General features: G+C 56.0%; 16 protein-coding genes. 5 read left to right on the top strand and 11 right to left on the bottom strand.

The window, feature by feature from the left end; translation table 11 throughout:
- Window positions 1-44 precede the first annotated feature (44 nt).
- Window positions 45-221: a 50S ribosomal protein L32 gene (gene rpmF / locus AC2IAX_RS10235; RefSeq protein ID WP_099532616.1), complete on the bottom strand. Its 177-nt coding sequence runs from the start codon at window positions 219-221 to the stop codon at window positions 45-47.
- A 230-nt stretch (window positions 222-451) separates the two neighbouring features.
- Between rpmF and AC2IAX_RS10240 the strand changes: the two genes are divergently transcribed.
- Both AC2IAX_RS10240 and AC2IAX_RS10245 read left to right on the top strand, forming a co-directional pair.
- Window positions 452-1018, top strand: a complete 567-nt coding sequence (locus tag AC2IAX_RS10240; RefSeq protein WP_494387420.1) for a phycobiliprotein lyase — start codon at window positions 452-454, stop codon at window positions 1016-1018.
- Between the two features lie 80 nt (window positions 1019-1098).
- Window positions 1099-1371: a hypothetical protein gene (locus AC2IAX_RS10245; RefSeq protein WP_494387421.1), complete on the top strand. Its 273-nt coding sequence runs from the start codon at window positions 1099-1101 to the stop codon at window positions 1369-1371.
- A 114-nt stretch (window positions 1372-1485) separates the two neighbouring features.
- Here the strand turns inward: AC2IAX_RS10245 and AC2IAX_RS10250 are convergent, their stop codons facing one another.
- From AC2IAX_RS10250 to AC2IAX_RS10265, 4 genes are all read right to left on the bottom strand, one after another.
- The gene (locus AC2IAX_RS10250) at window positions 1486-2166 is read right to left on the bottom strand and encodes a YkgJ family cysteine cluster protein (protein ID WP_494387422.1); all 681 of its coding nucleotides are present in this window, start codon (window positions 2164-2166) and stop codon (window positions 1486-1488) included.
- Between the two features lie 115 nt (window positions 2167-2281).
- Window positions 2282-3643, bottom strand: coding sequence for a photosystem II reaction center protein CP43 (gene psbC, locus AC2IAX_RS10255; RefSeq protein ID WP_494390351.1), 1362 nt, complete (start codon window positions 3641-3643; stop codon window positions 2282-2284).
- Window positions 3644-3650: 7 nt separating this feature from the next.
- Complete coding sequence (gene psbD / locus AC2IAX_RS10260) at window positions 3651-4709, bottom strand: photosystem II D2 protein (photosystem q(a) protein) (RefSeq protein ID WP_463182408.1); 1059 nt, start codon at window positions 4707-4709, stop codon at window positions 3651-3653.
- Between the two features lie 18 nt (window positions 4710-4727).
- Window positions 4728-4901, bottom strand: coding sequence for a hypothetical protein (locus AC2IAX_RS10265; protein WP_494387423.1), 174 nt, complete (start codon window positions 4899-4901; stop codon window positions 4728-4730).
- 715 nt (window positions 4902-5616) lie between these two features.
- Between AC2IAX_RS10265 and AC2IAX_RS10270 the strand changes: the two genes are divergently transcribed.
- Genes AC2IAX_RS10270 through AC2IAX_RS10280 form a run of 3 tightly spaced genes read left to right on the top strand, consistent with a single transcriptional unit; the run spans window position 5617 to window position 8168 of the window.
- Entirely contained in the window at window positions 5617-6183 is a 567-nt protein-coding gene (locus AC2IAX_RS10270; RefSeq protein ID WP_494387424.1) for a photosystem I assembly protein Ycf4, read from the top strand.
- 2 nt (window positions 6184-6185) lie between these two features.
- Window positions 6186-6965: a peptidylprolyl isomerase gene (locus AC2IAX_RS10275; protein ID WP_494387425.1), complete on the top strand. Its 780-nt coding sequence runs from the start codon at window positions 6186-6188 to the stop codon at window positions 6963-6965.
- An 18-nt stretch (window positions 6966-6983) separates the two neighbouring features.
- On the top strand, window positions 6984-8168 hold the full coding sequence (locus AC2IAX_RS10280; protein WP_494387426.1) for a beta-ketoacyl-ACP synthase: 1185 nt from the start codon (window positions 6984-6986) through the stop codon (window positions 8166-8168).
- A 100-nt stretch (window positions 8169-8268) separates the two neighbouring features.
- Here the strand turns inward: AC2IAX_RS10280 and AC2IAX_RS10285 are convergent, their stop codons facing one another.
- From AC2IAX_RS10285 to AC2IAX_RS10310, 6 genes are all read right to left on the bottom strand, one after another.
- Complete coding sequence (locus AC2IAX_RS10285) at window positions 8269-9369, bottom strand: AI-2E family transporter (protein WP_494387427.1); 1101 nt, start codon at window positions 9367-9369, stop codon at window positions 8269-8271.
- Window positions 9370-9559: 190 nt separating this feature from the next.
- Window positions 9560-10174 (bottom strand): chromophore lyase CpcT/CpeT, encoded by a 615-nt coding sequence (locus AC2IAX_RS10290; RefSeq protein ID WP_199309241.1) that lies wholly within the window; start codon window positions 10172-10174, stop codon window positions 9560-9562.
- A 142-nt stretch (window positions 10175-10316) separates the two neighbouring features.
- Window positions 10317-10907, bottom strand: a complete 591-nt coding sequence (locus AC2IAX_RS10295) for a CpcT/CpeT family chromophore lyase (RefSeq protein ID WP_494387428.1) — start codon at window positions 10905-10907, stop codon at window positions 10317-10319.
- A gap of 70 nt (window positions 10908-10977) precedes the next feature.
- Window positions 10978-12045 carry a zinc ribbon domain-containing protein gene (locus AC2IAX_RS10300; protein WP_494387429.1) on the bottom strand — a complete coding sequence of 356 codons (1068 nt, stop codon included), beginning with the start codon at window positions 12043-12045 and terminating at the stop codon, window positions 10978-10980.
- A gap of 13 nt (window positions 12046-12058) precedes the next feature.
- Window positions 12059-12634 carry an IS607 family transposase gene (locus AC2IAX_RS10305; RefSeq protein ID WP_494387430.1) on the bottom strand — a complete coding sequence of 192 codons (576 nt, stop codon included), beginning with the start codon at window positions 12632-12634 and terminating at the stop codon, window positions 12059-12061.
- Between the two features lie 114 nt (window positions 12635-12748).
- Window positions 12749-13693 carry a bestrophin family protein gene (locus tag AC2IAX_RS10310; protein ID WP_494387431.1) on the bottom strand — a complete coding sequence of 315 codons (945 nt, stop codon included), beginning with the start codon at window positions 13691-13693 and terminating at the stop codon, window positions 12749-12751.
- Window positions 13694-13772 lie beyond the last annotated feature (79 nt).

A 13772-nucleotide genomic window follows, 5' to 3' on the forward strand; every position in this document is an offset into this window, starting at 1 on the left:
GGTGGCGCACTTGCAGAGAGCGACATCAACCGCCGCAAGATGACTTATTCTTCGGTTTCGTCTTCGGTTTCTTTGGTGGGGAAGACAAAATTCGATCGACCGGTCAGGATCGACTTGCCCAGGGACAGGGCTTGCTGAGCACGCAAATTGGCTTTGCGCTTCCAAGTGGCACGGCGTTGATCGCGCTTGCCGTTGGAGGTTTTCTTCTTAGGGACTGCCATACGATCAGGTGTCGTGTCGCGACAAACAGACAACCTTTCGATTCTAGACTAGTTGGGTCGTGATCGCTAGACGGTCAATGGGGTTTATCCCTAGGCAGCCACCCTGGATAATTCAAGCAGCGCCGTGCAAACCAAGTTGAGACGCGATCGCCCTGGGTGATCGATTCGCCAGCGATCGATCCGGCCGGCTCAGCGTTCTGCCGCCATCCACCGCCCCTAACCACCGTCCGATGACTTTTCAAACCCTAAAACCATTTCAAACCTTTTTTGAGCATTGTGTTGGCGACTGGAGCGCCGAACGCACCTACCATTACTTACGCAACCAAACCGTGGAGCGATCGCACACGGAATTTCAAATTCGCCCGATTTCACTCGAGCAAAAGCAACAAGTCCTACAGGACAATGAACGACCCGATCGGGCCGATCTCGACCAGATTCCGGGCTATCACCTCGACTTCCAAACGGTTTCCGAGCATGGCGAGCGGGTGGCCCAGAGCTTGAATTTTTTGTTCGTCCCCAACGCTGAAACGGGATCAATCCTGGAGGGCGACTACCTGCGCGATCGCGCCTACGAGGAAGCTAAACCAATGGTGGCCCAATTTCACTTCACCGTTGCCACTCGAGAATTGAGGATGACCACCCACTATCAACGGGTGGTGTCGGTGGATTCGATCACCCTGGTGAATCCTGCCCTTCGCCTGCGGCGGATTTTGAACTACCATCGCCCCGCCACGGAGGATGCGCCGTTGGATCAAATTGCGCTGGCGGGGTTTGGTGTTGAACAGAAGATCAATTAGCCTAGAACCGTTGTGCCGGGTTCAACGGCTGGCAAGCAATCTGGACGAGACTGGGGCCGTGAGGGGCGATCGAAACAACAATGGCGAATTTTCGAGTGTGGCTCGTTTTGGTGGTCGGTTTTTTTCTGGCGGCGGAACTATGGCAGTTGCTCCGAACCGTGACGCTACCGACTCCCCTGCTGTGGGTGGGGGGCTTGGTTCTGGCCACCGCTTCCAATTGGCATCATCGGGCGGGCTGGCCCTTCAAGTGGTTAGATCAGTGGGCAGCGTTTTCCCGTGCCCAGTCCCAAGGGCCCGTTGCTCAACCGTTTCACGCGCCGGGTTCAGAGGTGCGATCGCCCGATCATCGTTGAAAATCACTGTTGAAATGAATGACTGAAATTCACCGCTGAGCTTCACCGCTGAAACCGCCCTTAAGAGAAAAGGGCCGCTGTTGGTCTCAGGCGAAATTGGGAAAACTTAGCCGGTTACCCTGACCCGTTGTTCTTGAACTGTGGCCGATCGAGCACCAGCATCCCAAGCGCTTGGTGCAATTCCCCAGTGGCCAACGGAATTGCCAGGGCAACGCAAGCCGCCTGTAGCCCCGCGTTCTGGGCTTCCAAGTCAAAAACCTGGGCATCGATCGGCCCCGATCGCGCCGGCCATTGGCCCGTTTCCCAGCCCTGTTGACAATCGGCAGCACAGGTGGAGTGGTGCGATCGACAGGTGGCCGGCCGCACGGGATAGATTCCGCAAGTGCCATCGGGTTCCAAAAAAGCGCAGGGGATTTTGTGACCGAGCCGATCGCCCGGGTTCATCAACTCGAGCTGCCCTAGGGTTTGCGCCAACCGCTCCAGAATCAGCCGCCGCTGAGCCATCGGCAGCGCTCTGATCCAATCGGCAATCACCTGGGCTTCTAGCCCCGCGATCGGCACGTTCAGATAGCAGCACCAATCACAACCCCGATCGCAAGCCACAAAACAATCAGCCCGCTCCAGGCGCTCTGCAATCGCCCGATCGCCCGCAGCCCACAGTTCCCGCTGCAAGCGCAACAAGCCAGGCAAACCCGCCACCGACCACCGCCCGATCGCGGCCTGTTCCGTCTCTTGGGCTAATTGTTGTGCCCGTTGCCAGCGTTCTCGGGCGGCCCTGGGGTCAAGCTCTGCCATCTTTTTCGCCTCGCCTGCAAAAACACAAAGACCCCCGACTAGCGAGGGTCTCTGTTAAGGGCGATCGGGTCATCCCGCAGGACAAACCCGATCAAATTGCCAACAGCTCGATCGATTAGTCGAGGTCGGGCATCGCCAGCGCGGGTTCGCTCTCGCGGTTGATCCCCTTCTCGAAGCCCGCTTCAGCCGCGCGAGCGCGACCAGCGTGCCACAGGTGACCCACCAGGAAGAAGAACGCCAACACAAAGTGCGACGTAGCCAACCAAGCGCGGGGCGACACGTAGTTAAACGAGTTAATTTCGGTCGCCACACCGCCCACCGAGTTCAACGAACCCAGAGGAGCGTGCGTCATGTACTCAGCCGCGCGGCGAGCTTGCCAGGGCTGAATGTCATTCTTGATCTTGTTCAGATCCAAACCGTTGGGGCCGCGCAGGGGTTCCAGCCAAGGGCCTTGGAAGTCCCAGAAACGCATCGTTTCACCACCAAAGATGATTTCACCCGAAGGCGAACGCATCAGATATTTACCCAGACCCGTGGGGCCTTGAGCCGAACCCACGTTTGCACCCAAACGTTGGTCACGAATCAAGAAGGTCAGTGCTTGAGCCTGCGAAGCTTCAGGGCCGGTAGGGCCAAAGAACTCGCTCGGATAAGCGGTGTTGTTGTACCACACCATCGTCGAGGCAATGAAGCCCATCAACGACAGAGCGCCCAAGCTGTAGGACAGGTAAGCTTCACCGGACCAGATGAACGCACGACGCGCCCAAGCAAACGGCTTGGTCAGGATGTGCCAGATACCACCGGCAATGCAGGTCAGACCCACCCAAATATGGCCGCCGATGATGTCTTCCATGTTGTTCACGGAGACAATCCAGCCTTCGCCGCCAAAGGGAGCCTTAGTCAGGTAGCCAAAGATCCGCGCCGGGTTCAGGGTCGGGTTGGTAATGACACGCACGTCACCGCCACCGGGAGCCCAGGTGTCGTAAACGCCGCCAAAGAACATGGCCTTAAACACCAGCAGCAACGCACCGCAACCCAACAGGATCAGGTGATAGCCGATGATGTTGGTCATTTGGTTCTTGTCCTTCCAGTCGTAGCCGAAGAAGGACGAGTACTCTTCAAGGGTTTCGGGGCCGCGGATGGCGTGGTAAATCCCACCCAAGCCGAGCACCGCCGACGAAATCAAGTGCAGCACGCCCGCCACGAAGTAAGGGAAGGTATCCACCACTTCGCCACCGGGACCCACACCCAAGCCCAACGTGGCCAGGTGAGGCAGCAGGATGAAGCCCTGCTCATACATGGGCTTTTCAGGGATGAAGTGCGACAGTTCAAACAACGTCATCGCACCGGCCCAGAACACAATCAAGCCAGCGTGGGCCACGTGAGCACCCAGCAGCTTTCCGGACAGGTTAATCAGACGGGCGTTACCCGACCACCAGGCAAAACCGGTGGAATCTTGGTCACGGCCGCCCACGACCATTGCAGTATTAAAGGGCGTTTCCACGGGGCAGGACCTCTTCGGGGAAGATGAAGTTTTCGTGGGGTTGGTCTTGCGGAGCCATCCAAGCGCGGATGCCTTCGTTCAACAGGATGTTCTTCGTGTAGAACGTCTCGAATTCGGGGTCTTCAGCCGCCCGCAGCTCTTGCGACACGAAGTCGTATGCCCGCAGGTTCAAGCCCAATCCCACAATCCCGATCGAACTCGTCCACAGACCCATCACGGGCACGAACAGCATGAAGAAGTGCAGCCAACGCTTGTTCGAGAACGCAATCCCGAAGATTTGCGACCAGAATCGGTTCGCCGTCACCATCGAGTAGGTTTCTTCGGCTTGGGTCGGCTCAAATGCACCAAAGGTGTTCGCCTTTTCCCCATCTTGGAACAGGGTGTTTTCTACCGTTGCACCGTGGATGGCGCACAGCAGCGCACCGCCGAGAATCCCGGCGACACCCATCATGTGGAACGGATTCAGCGTCCAGTTGTGGAACCCTTGCAGGAACAGCAGGAACCGGAAGATTGATGCCACTCCAAAGCTGGGCGCAAAGAACCAGCCCGATTGACCCAACGGGTACATCAGGAATACCGACACAAACACCGCGATCGGGCCCGAGAAGGCGATCGCGTTGTAAGGACGAATCCCCACCAAGCGGGCAATTTCGAACTGACGCAGCATGAAGCCGATCAGTCCAAATGCCCCATGCAATGCCACAAAGTTCCACAAACCGCCCAACTGGCACCAGCGCACGAAGTCTCCCTGTGCTTCGGGACCCCACAGCAGCAGCAGCGAGTGACCCAAGCTATTCGCCGGGGTGGACACGGCGACGGTCAGGAAGTTGCATCCTTCCAGGTACGACGAAGCCAATCCGTGGGTGTACCACGAGGTGACGAAGGTGGTGCCGGTCAGCCAGCCTCCGAGGGCGAGGTATGCGCAGGGGAACAACAGCAGACCCGACCAGCCGACGAAGACGAAGCGATCTCGCTTCAGCCAGTCGTCCACTACGTCGAACCACCCGCGTTCCGTGCCCACGCGTCCAACTGCGATGGTCATGGAGTTCCTCTCTATCTGTTAACAGAGGTTCAAAATTGCGATATCTACGGTCGTGAGGCGGGTTTGAAGCGCTTCCGGTTCCGTAGAATTTTGACCCGTCTCGCGATCGGGGCCTGGGCAACGGTGAGAATCCGCAGGGGGTTGGGGCATGAGTTGCACTTCCACCCAGAAGAGCGCCGTTGCCGATGCCATCGATTGCTGAGATCGGTTAATTTTTCTTAACCTACCACACTCATTTCGGGTGAGGGTAGGGCGATCGCAAGTCTGGCAACCAAATCAGAAAATTTGGACTGGTTTCCAGGGTTTAGTCGAACGATCACATCGATTACAAGTCTCATGATAATTGAAGGGGCGATCGGGGGGCGGGGAATCTCGTAACGGAGTTGATCAAACCCAGGTGGATCGCGTCAATGGGGCCCGCTGGCGGGATCGCGGGCGGCGAAAACCCTTCCGATCAATTTCAGACTAATTTAAGAATTGCGGGGATCGATGGGTGGCTCCGTAACAGACCACCGCCAATTCCCATGCCAATCCACAGCCCATGGGTGGTCAATCTCGTAGCCCGATCGCAATCCAGCGCCAAGTCACCATCACCGAGTTTGCGGCTCCGGGCGATCGCCCTATTTCGATTTTTGTTATTTCTCGCAATCTAAGACCTTTGTTAAGAAAAAATAAGTAATTATGCTTAATGTTTGTCAGCCATTCTTGGATCGTTGTCTTTCGCCAAGATTTTTAGGAATCTGCCAAGTTTGCTTAGACTGTTGAAGGGACGATTCCTGATGGAGCAACCGGGCCCGCTCAAGTCATGGCCGGTCTGAGCCAGCAGTTTGGGGCAAACAAGCGTTTCATCCCCCCTGAATTCCCACACCTGTTTTCGATACACAAGCAATTTTTAAGCCATACACCTATGACTGTCTCCACCGATCCCCAATCCGATCGCCTGTTGCGGACGGAGATTGTCGGCGCGCGCCGTCTCAGTAGCTATGCGATCGCCACGATCGTCACCATCGGCGCTACGGGCTTTTTGCTTGCCGGTTTGTCGAGTTACCTGGGCGTGAATCTGCTGTTGTTCTCAGACCCCACCAAGCTCGTGTTTGTCCCCCAAGGACTGGTGATGGGGCTGTATGGCACCGCCGGGTCACTGCTGGCCACCTATCTGTGGTTAACCATTCGCTGGAATGTGGGCGGTGGTTATAACGAGTTCGATCGCACCACGGGCAAAGCCACAATCTTCCGGTGGGGCTATCCCGGCAAAAATCGTGAAGTAAAGCTCACCTGCGACCTGAGCGCGATTCAATCGGTGCGCGTAGACCTCAAGGAAGGGATTAACCCCCGGCGGGTTTTGTATCTGCGGGTGAAAAATATGCGCGATATTCCCCTAACTCGGGTCGGTCAACCCCTGTCTCTGACCGAACTGGAAACGGAAGGAGCCGCCTTGGCCAAGTTTCTGGCTGTGCCGCTGGAGGGTCTGTAACCATGAGCTATTTAGCAACCACTTGCATGAAAACCTGCAAAAACGCATTCCGGAAGCTCTGGCTAGCGCCCATTGCCGCATTGCTGGTTTTTTCGATCGCGGGCTGTGCGGGTCAACCGGCCGATAGCCGTCAAGTGAGCAGCCCCACGCCGTCGGTTGCGGCCACGCCGGCCCAGTTGCCCGCCGGTTTGCCCCAGTTAACCGGCAAAGCAACCGTGACCATGACCATTAAGGGTCAACCGGTGGAGATTGAGGTGGACGGCACCAACGCCCCGATCACGGCGGGAAATTTTGTGGATTTGGTGAACCGTGGGGTCTATGACGGCTTGATGTTCCATCGGGTGGTGCGGGAGCCGGTGCCCTTTGTGGTGCAAGGGGGCGACCCGCGCAGCAAGGATCCCAAGGTTCCGATCACGGAGTTGGGAATGAGCGGTTTCACGGATCCCAAGACGGGCCGCGAGCGCACCATTCCCCTAGAAATTAAGCCCAAGGGTCAAGCGCAGCCGGTCTATAGCGCGACGTTCCCCGATTTGGGTATTGCAGAAACGCCGGTTTTAACCCACAAGCGGGGCGCGGTGGCCATGGCGAGATCGATGTCGCCGGATTCTGCCTCGTCGCAGTTTTACTTTGCGCTGGCGGAGTTAACCCCGCTGGACGGTAGCTATGCGGTGTTTGGCTATGTGACCAAGGGCATGGAGACGATCGACCAGGTGCAACAGGGCGATCGAATTGAGAAAGCCAGCGTCACGGCGGGTCTGGAAAATCTGAAAACCACGCCCTAACGCCTTCCTCGGTTCACTGTGCGGCGGGTGGTGGTAACGGGAATTGGGCTGATGTCGGCCTTGGGCGATCGCGCATCAACCTGGCGATCGATCTTGGCCGGTCAATCGGCGATTCAGCAGCATCAACCTTTTGCGGCGATTCCGGCTCGTCCGATCGCCCTGATGGATTCCCGCGTGAAGTCCCAAACTCATGCCCAGCCCGCCGACTTGACGCACCTGATCGATCGCACCAGTGCAGCAGCCTGGGCTGATGTGATCGGCGTTGATCTCCGATCTGACTCTTGGGCCAGGCCGGGTGACCCCGATCGGCAATTGGGAGTTTCAGTGGGATCCAGCCGCAGCTATCAGGGCGTTTTGGAGCAATACGCGGCCGGTCAACGCCCCTTAAATGAGCAATGGTTAGGGCACTTGCCCCACGGCCCAGCGCTGCGAATCGCCCAGCAATGGGGGGCAGGGGGCCCACTGCTGGCCCCGATGACCGCCTGCACAACCGGGATCAGTGCGATCGCCCGGGGGGCGGACTTAATTCGAGAAGGCTGGTGCGATCGGGTCTTGGCGGGAGCCGTGGAAGCCCCAATCACGCCCCTGACTTTGGCGGGGTTTGCCCAAATGGGGGCCCTGGCGGCCAAGGGTTCCTATCCCTTTGACCGATCGCGCGAGGGGCTGGTGTTGGGAGAAGGGGCGGCTCTGCTGGTGCTGGAAGCGGCTGACCTGGCCCGATCGCGCGGAGCCAAAATCTATGGAGAAATTTTAGGGGCTGGCTTCAGCACCGATGCTTATCACCTCAGCGCACCGGATCCAACGGGGCGATCGGCTCGGGTTGCGGTGCGTTTGGCCCTGGAACGTAGCGGCTGGCAGCCGGAACAGGTGGACTATATCCACGCCCACGGCACGGCCACCAAGCTGAATGATGCCCAGGAAGCCAATTTAATTCAAGATCTTTTTCCCCAACAACCGCCCGTGAGTTCCACCAAAGGAGCCACTGGCCACACCCTAGGGGCTTCCAGTGCCTTGGGCGTTGCGTTTTGTCTTTTGGCGATTGAGTCCGGCCAGTTGCCGCCCACGGTGGGGTTGCAGAATCCAGAATTTGCCGGTTTTTGGCTACAAACCCCGATCGCCCGGAGCGTCGATCGAACCCTTTGTTTTGCGTTTGGGTTTGGCGGCCAAAATGCGGTGCTCGCTGTTCAGCGATTTGAGGATTGAGAGTTGAGAATTGAGGAATAGGCTAGGCCCTAGATTGAAGCAGCCTAGGAACCTGTAGATACTCAGCGCTTTAGCTTTCCACAATCCTGCGGTCCGACCCTCAGCGATCGGGTCGAGTGGTGGTGGTTGGCAAGGCGGAATCGGTTGCCAAAGTCCAGCCATGGTTGGGCGATCGCCACAGTTCGATCGCGCTTTTGATCGTTCCCGCCAACGGAACCGCCAACACCACCCCCAACAAGCCACCTACCTTGGCCCCCGCCAACAGCGACAACAACACCCAAACTGGGTTCAGCCCCGTAAATTGCCCCAACAGGCGCGGAGCAACCGTATTTTCAATAATTTGATCCACCAAAAAGGCCAGCAACAGCACCTGTAGCCCCAACCAAAAACTTTTGACCGCTAACAGCAAGCTCACCACCACAATGCTGATTCCGGCTCCGAAGGGCACCAGCGTCATGACCCCAATCCCCAGGCCAAACAGCAACCCAAACGGCACTTGCAGCACCAGAAAAAGCAACACCATGGCCACCCCGATCGTGGTGGCCAGCGCCGCTTGGCCGGCATAGTAGTTTTGGAAATTTTGGCGAAAACATTGGCGAACCTGCTCCCGTCGATCGGGCGGCAACCAACTAAAAAAGCCATCCCAAAATGGCTCGCCCCGCAACAGCAAATAAACCGCCAACACCATCGCAATCAGCGCATCAAAGGCCCGCCCGGCCATTTGCACCAACAGGCTCACCAGTTGGGTGGTTAGGTTTTGAATTTGGGCTGAGAATTGGGCGATCGCCTGGGTTCCCAACTGCTGAAGGTCGATCGGGAGCCGCTTGGCAATGGCCCAACTGGACAGGTTTTCAAGCTGTTGCCGACTCGATGCCACCCAACCGGGCAACCCATTGGCAAAGGCGGCAAATTGGTCATAGAGCACCGGAGCCAGCGTTAGCCCCAACAGACCCACAATCCCCAAGGTCAACAGGACGATCGCCAACACCGCAAATTCCCGCCGCACCCGCCAGCGTTTCCCTTGCGCTTCCAGCCACCGCACGGGATAGTCCAACAGAAAAGACACCAGCGTGGCCACCACAAAGGCAGACAGCAGGGACTGAAAGTAATTGAAGACCTGAAGCAACATCCAGCCGTTCAAAAACGCCAGCGGCAACAGCAACCCCAATAAAAACCAGCGCAGGAGTGATCGGATGGACATTAATTATCGAGATTGATCGAAGTCGAGCGGCCACCCCAAAAACGGGGGAGCCGCGCACTGAAAACGGTCAAGACAGCCCGCTCAGGCCCGAGAGGCCACCCAGCACTGCGGAACTGATGGCAATCATTTTGGCGCAGGGAAAGCCGACCGTGGCGATCGATCGCCCTTCCCCGACCGCCGCCACATCGCCCTAGGGAGCCACGACCTCATCGGCAAAGCTGGCCACCTTCACAAAGTCAAAGGGCCCGGCCACCGCACCCCACACATGTTCATCGGTTTCCGGGTCGCGGCCCCGATCCCAGCTCACAAATCGATCGGCTGTGATTTCAAACTGACTATCCAAGTAGGTTTCCTTGCCCTTGCGCGTGACCATGCAGGCCTTGCCGGGTTCCACCTGGCCCGTGAATGTTTGCCCCGTCCGGCTCACCAAAAAATTGCAATGACAAAGCCGCTCCAGGCGATCGGCCGTCAGCGCTTGCAGGCGATCGGGCTGTCGAGAAGCACCAAAAAATTCCTGCTCATGGGCAACGGCATAGTTTTCAATTTGGATCTGCCCATCCACCTCAATCAACTTCAACACCCGCACACGATAGGGCTGGTTGAGGGCGTAATCATAGGCCTGTTCCACATAGAAACTGATGCCGCCTAGCAGGGCGATCGGCAGGGGCCGCATACAGACCCGAATATGGGCAAAAAAGGGCGGATTTTCAAAGGCTTGGGCTTGGTTGCTGAAGTCGGCGGCCATCCAACGGCCAAGGGTCACCAAATCAGCAGCGGGGGCGATCGCTTCAGACACTTGGGTCATGGTGTGGTTAATCGGGGATTTCGTAGGGATTGAAAGGAATGAATGGTTATAGGAGCGAACAAAATCGATCCAACATGGGCGAGGGGAAGGCTTGCCACTGCCCACAGCGGATGGCCGTACGGTGGCTCCCCGCGATCGCATCTTAATCGCCAACGCGCCGATAGCGAAATGGGCCCATGATTGCCCCCCAAATTGGTTTGCCCGTGTCGGGATCAATGCCCTTGTCGTAGCTGAGAAATTCGCCCGATCGCACCTCAAACCCCAAACTCACCTGGCGCAATTGCCCATCGGCCTGGAAACAACAACGGCGATCGGGCGGAAGCTGGGCCCGAAAACCGGCCCCCTCTGCCAACACCGCCATTGGTAACAGGCAACCGGGCAGCGGCTCCAAGTCCGCTAAGGTCAGGGTTTCCAAAATAGCGGGATCTAAACCCGCACCTCGCCACCGCTCCGGCTGTCGCAGGGCAAAGTAGGCCACCGCCAGCGGGAAATCAGGATCGGAGGTAGGGGAAATCTGAAACACCCTGGGGCGATAGATTTTGGCGAAGGTGGGGGCGCTGGCCTGTTCCGCATAAATTCCCAAGTGGCCGGGCCCAAAGACCCCGATCGATCGATGCCACAGTCGCACACCCACATACCAAGTGGGATCCGCCAGGGCCTGTTCCCGATTTTCAAAAGTCCCCGGCAGCCAAAGGGCCAGGCGATCGAGCCAAGCAGAAACGTGATGGGTCATGGGAAACCAGAAGCCATCTGGAACGATTGGGACTATTGCAATTGTTCCGATACTTTTTTGCTAACGGATGCTAACAAATGCATAAGTTGAGATGGTCTCTCAACCAAGGCGTATCAACCAATGCCCGTAGGAAAATCCCACGAGCACCATTGAGATCCCGATTCATTGACCGCCCATCAACTTTCGACTTGATGACCCGAGAGCCGCCAATCTTCACGATTTCACCTGTCCATGAAACGGTCTTGGATGTGTAAGCTTCATTGATATTGGTCAAAGCAACCTTGCCCAACTCCCAGGCTTTCCACTCTAAATGTTTCTTGAACTGGTAATACGATAGGGTCAACATCTGTCGCACGGTTTTCGACTTAATCTTGCGACGTGATTTACTCACCATTTGAGAGGATTCAAAGCTGGGCAGCAAGATCACATCAAAGTTTTCAGTCAGGAACCGTGCGGTTTTGTGGTGAAGTTCTTTCACCAGGTGTTGCACCTTGGAACGCAGGCGATCGGCGGCTTTCTTGAAGCGGCGCTTCTGAGCTGACTTAGCCTTGGTAATTTTGGAAACCAGGCGATCCAGCTTGAAGCACAGCTTTTGAATCAACAAGTTCGAGTCATTGCCGATCCATCCATAGGAGGATTCAGCAAAGAAGGTCATGAATGTGCGAACACCGGGATCTAAGGCAACCACCCGCCCTTGGTTTTCGGACTGAATGGGTTGCACTTCTGTTGAGGTGATCAGGTAATACTCACCATAGGCAAGTGTCAACCGACCATCACTGAAGCCATCAGGAATTGATTCTTTCAGGGTTGCTTTCCCCAAGATGGTGTAATAGACACCGTTTTCGCTGATGGCCGATTTGGGGATGTAGATCGTTTGTTGTCGATCTTTGCGACTACGGAAACGGCACTTGCGAATCTGTCCGTCCGTCTTGAATCCCTTCTTGGCTTCCCGAACGGTAGTACAAGCATCTTTGACCGCAATCTTTTTGATCTGGTAGGGAACGGACTTGGCCCATTCCGGTAGCGCACCCAAGATGATGGGCGCAACTGCCATCCAATTGGCTTTTGTTCCCGGCTCTTGAAGATGTTTGATTGTGATGTTGTAGACGTATCTCGAAACGCCAAACCATCGCTTCAAGAGCGCTTTTTGATCAGGGTTTAGGAAGATTCGGATCTTCCTGGATCGCCTTGCGGTAGCTTCTGAGTCCGGGCATTCGACGAGAGAAGAGGTGAAGGATGGCGAGCAGATCCGCTGTGAGTTCTGATTCTGGGCAGTGAACAGATTGGTCAAGAACCATGAGTTCGCCACCGTTTTGTTGAACCATGAACTCGAACAACTCGAATCCGAATCGACACAATCGGTCGCGGCAGGCAACCACAATTTGGAGCTTATCGCCGCGCATGAGTCTGACCAGTAGGGATTGCAGTCCTTTGCGCTTGAAATTGAGACCCGATCCGATGTCTTGGATGATTTCGGCTTCGGGGTAGCGATCGCGCATGAACTGGACTTGTCTTGCGAGATCGTCTCGTTGCTTGGCTGAACTGACGCGGCAGTAGCAAACAATGGTAGATCGAGTTGCGTTGCGTCCATATGACTCGACGTTATAAAGCCGCTGGCCCGCCTCGTTTCGGATGGTTTCGATCTTCCCTTCATCTGCGTACTTCCTTAGCGTATTTGGATGCAATCCCAGAAATTCGACCGCTTTTCTGAGAGGGATGTATGCCATATCTAAATATTGGCATACGTTAGCGAATGTTAGTAAATCAACTACTGTTGATCAACCTTAAATTTTGGCCCCCAGCCTTGCCACCCCGCTTAGATTCCACCCTCGCAAAAACGGCTACTGAAAACTGTTATCTACCAATGCCCGGGCATGGGCTTCCCGGGGATTCAGAGTGGTCAAATCTTGCATATTTTGGCGAACGGTGTTGCAAATGGCATCTAGCGGCAAATCGTTTGGATCCGTGCCAAAGGGATTTTCGATTTCTTCGCCAATTTCTTCAATTCCAAACAGAGTGAAGGAGATAATGGCAACCAGTAATCCTGTCCACCAGCCCACTTTAGCTACCAATTCAAAGGGCAAAAGCAGGCAGTAGATTAATAGCAATTGCCGCAGGTGGATGGCATAGGCAAAGGGCATGGGCGTTCGTAAAATTCGCTCGCAGCCTCCCAAAGAATCCACTAGCACATCAAGCAGACGGTGCATGGAAGCCAGTTGATACGGATTAAGGTTACCGCGATCGCGCTGCTCCTCTAAAAAAGCGGCAATTCGTACTGATAAATCGAGGGGTACATGGTTAGTCGTTTGCAAATTAGCCAGCACACTCGGCTCCACCAAATCAGCAACCGCTTCAGTTATGGATGCCCCCCGTAAATGTTGCTTGGTGGCAATACCAAAGGCAGCAATTAGATTCAGGGCTGAAATTTTTTGTTCCCGAACTTCTGGCGTTGTTTCGTCAATTGCCACCCAGATTTGTCGCCCCAGGTTACGGGACGTGTTAACAATTCCGCCCCAGAGTTTGCGCCCTTCCCAAAACCGCTCATAGGCGGTATTGGTTCGGAAAACCAACAGCAACCCCAGCACCACGCTGGGAATTAAATTCGCCCAGCCCGGTTGGGCAACGGGAACTTTCAGGGCATGTAACCAACTCACAACTGCGGCAAAGGTTCCACAAAGCAGCACACGGGGCGCAATGGTGGGTACAACGGAGCCGCGCAGTTGCAGAATGACCCGCAGCCAGGGACGGCGATCTTTTTGTCTGAATTGAAAAATGCTGGTTGCCATTACGATTTCAGAGTTCTCGCAAAATCCTGAGTAGGGAGGTGGGTTGATTTTACCCAGTCGGCTGACTCTGGCGCGGGGC

Source organism: Limnothrix sp. HT2024 (genome assembly GCF_059138625.1).

Coding starts and splice junctions, on each gene's coding strand:
- AC2IAX_RS10290 (WP_199309241.1), bottom strand. CDS start 10,174: ATGACCCAAGTGTCTGAAGCGATCGCCCCCGCTGCTGATTTGGTGACC.
- AC2IAX_RS10245 (WP_494387421.1), top strand. CDS start 1,099: ATGGCGAATTTTCGAGTGTGGCTCGTTTTGGTGGTCGGTTTTTTTCTG.
- AC2IAX_RS10305 (WP_494387430.1), bottom strand. CDS start 12,634: ATGGCATACATCCCTCTCAGAAAAGCGGTCGAATTTCTGGGATTGCAT.
- rpmF (WP_099532616.1), bottom strand. CDS start 221: ATGGCAGTCCCTAAGAAGAAAACCTCCAACGGCAAGCGCGATCAACGC.
- AC2IAX_RS10250 (WP_494387422.1), bottom strand. CDS start 2,166: ATGGCAGAGCTTGACCCCAGGGCCGCCCGAGAACGCTGGCAACGGGCA.
- AC2IAX_RS10275 (WP_494387425.1), top strand. CDS start 6,186: ATGAGCTATTTAGCAACCACTTGCATGAAAACCTGCAAAAACGCATTC.
- AC2IAX_RS10295 (WP_494387428.1), bottom strand. CDS start 10,907: ATGACCCATCACGTTTCTGCTTGGCTCGATCGCCTGGCCCTTTGGCTG.
- AC2IAX_RS10240 (WP_494387420.1), top strand. CDS start 452: ATGACTTTTCAAACCCTAAAACCATTTCAAACCTTTTTTGAGCATTGT.
- AC2IAX_RS10310 (WP_494387431.1), bottom strand. CDS start 13,693: ATGGCAACCAGCATTTTTCAATTCAGACAAAAAGATCGCCGTCCCTGG.
- psbC (WP_494390351.1), bottom strand. CDS start 3,643: ATGGTCGTGGGCGGCCGTGACCAAGATTCCACCGGTTTTGCCTGGTGG.
- psbD (WP_463182408.1), bottom strand. CDS start 4,709: ATGACCATCGCAGTTGGACGCGTGGGCACGGAACGCGGGTGGTTCGAC.
- AC2IAX_RS10265 (WP_494387423.1), bottom strand. CDS start 4,901: ATGGCATCGGCAACGGCGCTCTTCTGGGTGGAAGTGCAACTCATGCCC.
- AC2IAX_RS10270 (WP_494387424.1), top strand. CDS start 5,617: ATGACTGTCTCCACCGATCCCCAATCCGATCGCCTGTTGCGGACGGAG.
- AC2IAX_RS10285 (WP_494387427.1), bottom strand. CDS start 9,369: ATGTCCATCCGATCACTCCTGCGCTGGTTTTTATTGGGGTTGCTGTTG.